The following is a 6867-nucleotide window of genomic DNA, read 5'->3' on the forward strand; positions in this document are numbered from 1 at the left end:
GCTACCCGGTTTATCGGGTGCCAATCGGGGAACGCGAGGGCGTGCCGGCACCCGAACTGGATCCCGTCATCTCAACGCCGAGCGATTCGCCGTGCCGCGACGACGGTTTCGTCCCGCTGCGCAGTTACGCGCCGATCGGGGACGGTCGCACCATCGCATTGGTCGCCCAAGACGGTGCCATCGACTGGTTCCCGATCCCCAACCTCGACTCGATACCGGCGTTCGCTGCGGTGCTGGACTCGGCCAACGGCGGACGGCTGGAACTGGCGCCATCGGTAGGGTTCACCGTCCGGCGTAGATATCTGCCCGAAACGAATGTTCTGGAGACCGTGTTCGACACCGATTCGGGCCGAGTCCGGGTCACCGACGCGCTCAACCTCGGATTGAACGGACGCCTGCCGTGGACCGAACTGGTGCGGCGTGTCGAAGGCGTCGAGGGGGAGGTGCCAATGCGGTGGCGCGTCGCGCCGGGAACACGTTTCGATACGGCTTCACCTTGGGCCAGGCAAACCCCGCACGGGACGGTGTTGCGGCTGGCGGACCTGAACCTCGGCGTCACCGTCTCCGAAGAGATGGAATTCGAAGTCACCGATCAGGCCATGTTCGGCACCTTCACTATCTCCGCAGGAGAGCGGCGGGTACTCGGTATGGTGGCCAGCGACGACGAACCGTTGATGCTCTCGGCCGTGGACGATATCGACGACGGACTCGACCGCACCATCGAGCACTGGTCGAACTGGTCGAGTCAGTTCGAGTGCACCGGCACCTGGCACGAGGCCGTGCGTCGCAGCGTGCTGATGCTCAAGCTGCTGATCTTCAGTCCCACCGGAGCCGTCGCGGCTGCGGGCACGACATCCTTGCCCGAACGGATGTCGGGCGGCAAGAACTGGGACTACCGCTACGCCTGGGTCCGCGACACGGCCTACACCCTGGACGCCTTGCGTCGCTTCGGCATTCGGGAAGAAACGCACGCCGCGATCAGCTGGTTGTTGCACACGGTTCGCCGCCACTCCGCCGGCACCGGGGTCTTCTACCGGTTGGACGGCTCAACGGTCGACGATGTGATCGAGCATCAGGCGCCCGGCTGGCGGGGCATCGGCCCGGTCGTGACGGGTAACGGGGCGCACAGTCAGCTGCAGCTGAGCATCTACGCCGACCTGTTCAACACGGTGCGGTTGTACGTCGACGCCGGTCATGCGCTGGACACGCACACCGGACACATGCTGGCCGACTTCGCCGATCAGGCTTGTGATGCGTGGCGCAACCCTGACGCCGGTATGTGGGAACTGGAGAAGTTGGAGCACTACACGTCATCCAAACTAGGCTGCTGGCACGCCTTGAGTTGCGCGGTCGGACTGGCCGAGGACGGCCAGATCCCCGGAGACCCCCGACGTTGGGAGAGTGAAGCGAAGCGGATCCGCGACTGGGTGGAGCGGAAGTGCTGGTCGGAGAAGTTGGGCGCATATGAGTGGTATCCCGGCAGCGGCAGGCTGGATGCGTCGATCCTGTTGCACGCTGGTAGCGGATTTGAACGGGGACAACGGATGTCGTCGACCATCGACGCGCTGCGCCGGCACCTCGGCGAGGGGCCATTCTTGTACCGGTACAGCGGAGCGCGTGAAGAACGGGAAGGTGCGTTCACTGCGTGCTCCTTCTGGGCCGTCTCGGCGCTGCACTATGTCGGCCGTGACGGCGAAGCGCGCGAGCTGATGGACGAACTCGTTGGCCTGAGCAACGATATCGGGATGTTCTCCGAGATGATCGATCCCGAGGACAACTCGTTTCTGGGTAATCTGCCGCAGGGTCTGAGTCATCTAGCGTTGATCGGCGCGGCACTGGATTTGCAGTCCTGAGAACTGTTTAGGCACCCGGCGCGCGGGTAGGACTGACGGATCAACAGATTTGTGAAGGAGTACGGATATGCCTGCTGGCGAAACCGGAATCGACGATGTGACTTTCGATTTGATCTCGGTGCAGTACCACTCATTGAAGGCCGGCCACGATTACGGGCAGTACGTTCGTGATGCGAAGAACGCTGGTTTGGACGACGTCGCTTCGTTTTTCGAAGAGGTCATGTCACAAGACGCCGAGCGCGCCCAACGAGCGCACAAGCTGCTCGCGTCGATCCAGTCGTCGGGTTAGCCCGCTACCTGAAGCGCGACAGCACCCGGCGCGCCAGACCGGTGGACTCGGCCGTCGGTGGCTGCCGGTTGGCATACGGCCACGGCCGGTTGCGCTCCGGCACAGATGACGCTCGTGCCTGCTTGAGCCGCATTCGTAGGTGCCGACGCAGCTCGAGCAGTTCGGTTTCAGCCCAGCGGTTTTCGGTCTCCGTCGGATCGGTGGTCAAGTCGTAGAGCTCCCACTGGTCGTCGATCGGATCGCTGCGATACGCCTCGCCCCCGATCCCGTTGGCGGCCAGGTGGCGCACGCCGGGCTCGGTCCAGGTCGCCGGGTCGTCGAAGGTGCGGACCAGCTTCCAGAGATGTCCTGCTCCGCTGTCCGTGTCCTCGACGCGTACCACCAGGCCTTCGAAGTTGGACGCCACATGCGCGGGCAGCCTGATACGAAGGGGCGCAGGCGGATTCACATCACGGCCCAGTTGACGAGACAACGCTGACGCGCCAGTGTCGCCCTCGAGGACGTTGTCGCGGGTCATCAAGTAGACGGCACGCGTGTCATCGGCCGACGCCCCGTCCACCACCGGCATCAGATCGCAGCCGGGGAGCGGATGCACCTCCGAGAACGACCCGGCGAGGGTCGCCGCGACCGCCTCCACATCCACGCCAGCCGCCCCGAGCAGTGTCGGAACCAGATCGACGTGCGATGTGGGAGCCTCGACTGTGCGCGCAACGGTGGGGTTTTCGCCGATGCGGGCGATGACGAACGGCACCCGGGTGGCCTCGTCGTAGAGGTTGAACCATTTCTGATGCAGCCCGCCGTGCGCACCGAGCAGCTCGCCATGGTCGGAGGTGCGCACCAGAACGGCGTTCTCCGAACCGTTTTCGGTGACAACTCGGCGCACCCGGTCGATCGGTGCGTCGACTTCGGCGTGCAGACGGTAGTAGAGGTCTCGGTAGCGCTGGGCGTTGCGTTTGTAGGTGCGGCTGATCGCCGGCGACGGGCCGTATCCGGAGTAGTAGGCCTCGCGGAAGGCGATCTGCGCGGCAGGCTTGCTCGACAGGTCCTCTTCGGCGGTGGGAGCCGGCGGCACCGGCGGCGGATCCAGCGGCGACGGTGGCACGGGGCTGCGGCGGACCCAGGCAGGAAAGAGCACGATGTCGTGCGGGTTGACGAAGCTGGCCACCAACAGAAACGGGCGCAGCGCCTTCGGGTCACCGGCCCGGCGCCGCGCGTAGCGGTCGGTCAGCCAAGCCACGACGCGATCGGCGATTAGCGGGTCGCGCCGGAAACCGCTGTTTGCGTTGCCGGCCCCGTGCGGCTCGGGACCCACCCAGCCGGAGAAGCCGTAGGGAGCCAGCGGGTCGGCATCGAGGTAGCGCTGTACCGCGACCGGGTCGACGACGCCGTCGTCGTCGTTGGTGGCCAGGGACCCGCCCGTCAGCGGATCCTCCAGGTCAGCGTGCGAGATGTGCCACTTGCCGTCGTAATGCGTGTCGTAACCGGCCGCGCGAAACCAGTTCCCCAGCGTCGGCACCTCTCCGGCGCGCAGCCAACGCAACCGGGAATCGTCGAACCGCTTGCCGATGCCGTCGGTCTGGGTGACGCCGTGCAGGTCTGGATACTGGCCGGTGAAGATCGTGGGCCGGCTCGGCACACAGGCCAGCGATCCGGTGTAGTGGCGCGCGAAGTTGACGCCATGCTCGTCGAACCAGCGGCGACCGGGCATCTTCTGTCGGCGCCAAGCGAGCAGTTCGGCCGGCTCGTAGGGCGGTATGGCGCGTTCCTCGTCGGTCATCAGGATGACGATGTCGGGCCGGTCAGACATGTGCGTTCTCCAATCGTCCGGCCAGCCCGCTGAGCAGCTTCTCGGACTGCCTGGCCAGTACGCGCAGCAAGACGCGTTCTGCCAGGGGCGCGGTTGGCCGGGTTCCCATCCTCAGCGTGCTGGTCAAGGTCACGGTGGTCGTCGCACCGGCGGGGCGCACCGACCAACTGTTGGCGACTGCGCCCAGCCGGGCAGGCAGACCCTCGATGTCGTACGCCAGCGTCTCGGGCGGGCTGAACTCGGTGATGCGCTCCACCAACGTGTTCGCACCCATCTGCACCCGACGGGTGGTGCCGATCCCCACCCCGGCACTGCCCTGATTGAGCAGAGACGAATGGTCGACGTCGTCGGCCCAGGAAGACAGGCCCCCGAAATCCGCCAGAACATCCCAGACCTGCCGAGGTTGCGCGGCGATGGCTCGGCTGCGACTGATGGCTGCCACGTCGTCATCCAAGCATGTTCGGGCACTGGATTGGCCGAATCTTGACCCCAGCGCACCCACGGTGCTAAGCAGGTGCTCAGCATTCGATGACGAGAGGGGATCGACGATGGCCGTGCAAACGGTACTGGACGAAATTCGGGAACGCCCCGGAACGGGAGAGGTCATCCCGGTCATCGATCCGGCGACCGAAGAGCAGATCACCGAGTTCACCGATTGCGGCGAGGACGCGGTGAACCAGGCGGTGGGGCGGGCACGGGAGTCGTTTCAGTCCGGTGTCTGGTCGGAGCTGCCGGGTCGCCAGCGGGCCAAGATCATGTGGCGCATCGCGGATTTGATGGACGAGCATGCCGAGGAGTTCGCCCAGCTCGACTCGCTCAACACCGGCATGCCGCTGATGCAGGCGCAGTTGCAGATGTCCACCTGCTCGGAGTTCTTCCGCTATTACGCCGGGTGGTGTTCGAAGCTGAACGGCGTCGCCTACGACGTGAAGACCGACGGAATCGCCACGGATGCCTTCGTCAACATGCACGCCTACACGTTGAAAGAGCCCTACGGGGTGGTGGGGCTGATCTTTCCGTGGAACGGTCCGATCTTCAACGCGAGCGCAAAGCTCGCGCCCGCGTTGGCCGCCGGCTGCAGCATGCTGGTCAAGCCTGCCGAGGAGACACCGCTGTCGGCGCTGCTGCTGGACCGGCTGATTCATCAGGCCGGCGTACCCGAGGGTGTGGTCAACCTGCTGACCGGCTACGGGCACACCGCGGGCGCGGCGATCACCGCACATCCCGGCGTCGAAAAGGTCGCCTTCACCGGTTCGACCGAGGTGGGCAAGGAGATCGTGCGGGCCTCGGCGGACAACCTGAAGAAGGTCACGCTCGAATTGGGCGGGAAGTCGCCGGTGCTGATCTTCGACGACGCCGACATGAACAAGGCCGTCCTGATGGCCTCGCTCGGCATCTTCGTGCACTCCGGGCAGGGCTGCGTGTGTGGGTCGCGGATCTTCGCCCAGCGCGGCGTGTATGACCAAGTCGTGGAAGGCATTTCGATGATGGCGAATACCTTCAAATTGGGCGCGCCCAGCGAGGAGGGCTGCGTCAGCGGCCCGCTGATCAGCCAGAAACAACTGAACCGGGTGATGGGCTTCATCGACGAGGGCAAGAGCGACGGTGTCGACGTGGTCACCGGTGGGTACCGGCTGGACCGCAAGGGGTACTTCGTTCATCCGACGGTGCTCACCAACGTCGATCCCGGCATGCGCCTGTATCAGCAGGAGATCTTCGGTCCGGTCGTCAGCATCTTGCCGTTCGACGACGAGGACGAGGCGGTGGCCCTGGCCAACGACACCACCTACGGTCTGGCGGCCACCGCGTGGACGGAGAACCTGGGCCGCGCCCACCGGATCGTCAAGCGACTCCAAGCGGGCAGCGTGCAGGTGAACTGCCAGTTGGTGTTCGACCACGACGTGCCGTTCGGCGGCCACAAGCAGTCCGGGTGGGGTCACGAATTCGGCCGGGAGGGCATCGACATGTACATGAAGACGAAGTCGGTTTGGGCTCAGCTGTAGCGTTGGGTCCGTGTATGAACAGGTCGATACCGACATCACGGACCCCGCCGACGTCGGCTCACGCATCGATCCGGTCCTGGCCCGGAGCTGGTTGCTGGTCAACGGCACCCACGCCGACCGGTTCGATGCCGCTGCCCGCTCCCGCGCCGACATCGTCGTCTTCGACATCGAGGACGCGGTAGCGCCGAAGGACAAGGTCAGCGCCCGCGACAACGTGGTGCGTTGGTTGTCCGTCGGCAACGACGACTGGGTCCGGATCAACGGATTCGGAACCCCTTGGTGGGCCGACGATCTCGCGCAGCTGGCGGGCACCTCGGTCGGTGGGGTGATGCTGGCGATGGTCGAGTCGGTGGATCATGTCACCGAGACCGCCAAGCGGTTGCCGGACGTGCCGATCGTGGCGCTGGTCGAGACGGCCCGGGGACTGGAACGCATCACCGAGATCGCGGCGGCCAAGGGCACTTTCCGGCTCGCGTTCGGCATCGGTGACTTCCGCCGTGACACCGGTTTCGGTGAAGACCCGTCCACGTTGGCCTACGCGCGGTCCCGCTTCACCATCGCGGCCAAGGCGGCCGGGCTGGCCAGCGCCATCGACGGACCGACCATCGGCTCGAACCCGCTCAAGCTGATCGAGGCGACCGCGGTCTCGGTCGAGTTCGGGATGACGGGCAAAATCTGCCTGTCGCCGGATCAATGCGCGGTCGTGAACGAGGGCCTGTCCCCGTCGCAGGACGAAATCTGTTGGGCCAAGGAGTTTTTCGCCGAGTTCGAACGCGACGGGGGTGAGATCCGCAATGGGTCGGACTTGCCGCGCATCGCCCGGGCCACCAAGATCCTGGACCTGGCCCGGTCCTACGCGATCGAGGTGTCGGAGTTCGAAGACGATCAAGGCCATTCGCCGGCTCCGACCGACAC

General features: G+C 65.5%; 6 protein-coding genes. 4 read left to right on the forward strand and 2 right to left on the reverse strand.

The window, feature by feature from the left end; genetic code table 11:
- Positions 1 to 17 precede the first annotated feature (17 nt).
- On the forward strand, positions 18 to 1853 hold the full coding sequence (locus tag AC5Y47_RS15665) for a glycoside hydrolase family 15 protein (RefSeq protein WP_499944958.1): 1836 nt from the start codon (positions 18 to 20) through the stop codon (positions 1851 to 1853).
- 67 nt (positions 1854 to 1920) lie between these two features.
- Complete coding sequence (locus AC5Y47_RS15670) at positions 1921 to 2142, forward strand: acyl carrier protein (protein ID WP_499944960.1); 222 nt, start codon at positions 1921 to 1923, stop codon at positions 2140 to 2142.
- 4 nt (positions 2143 to 2146) lie between these two features.
- Here the strand turns inward: AC5Y47_RS15670 and AC5Y47_RS15675 are convergent, their stop codons facing one another.
- Both AC5Y47_RS15675 and AC5Y47_RS15680 read right to left on the reverse strand, forming a co-directional pair.
- Positions 2147 to 3949: a sulfatase family protein gene (locus AC5Y47_RS15675; protein WP_499944962.1), complete on the reverse strand. Its 1803-nt coding sequence runs from the start codon at positions 3947 to 3949 to the stop codon at positions 2147 to 2149.
- Positions 3942 to 4391, reverse strand: a complete 450-nt coding sequence (locus AC5Y47_RS15680; RefSeq protein WP_499944964.1) for an SRPBCC family protein — start codon at positions 4389 to 4391, stop codon at positions 3942 to 3944. Before AC5Y47_RS15680 ends, AC5Y47_RS15675 begins: the two co-directional genes overlap by 8 nt.
- Before the next feature lie 106 nt (positions 4392 to 4497).
- Here AC5Y47_RS15680 and AC5Y47_RS15685 point away from each other — a divergent pair, with 106 nt between their 5' ends.
- Positions 4498 to 5952 (forward strand): aldehyde dehydrogenase family protein, encoded by a 1455-nt coding sequence (locus tag AC5Y47_RS15685; protein ID WP_499944966.1) that lies wholly within the window; start codon positions 4498 to 4500, stop codon positions 5950 to 5952.
- Between the two features lie 10 nt (positions 5953 to 5962).
- On the forward strand, positions 5963 to 6867 hold a 905-nt coding region (locus AC5Y47_RS15690; protein WP_499944968.1), incomplete at its 3' end, for an HpcH/HpaI aldolase/citrate lyase family protein.

The sequence above is a fragment of the Mycobacterium sp. NGS22 genome (genome assembly GCF_059813095.1).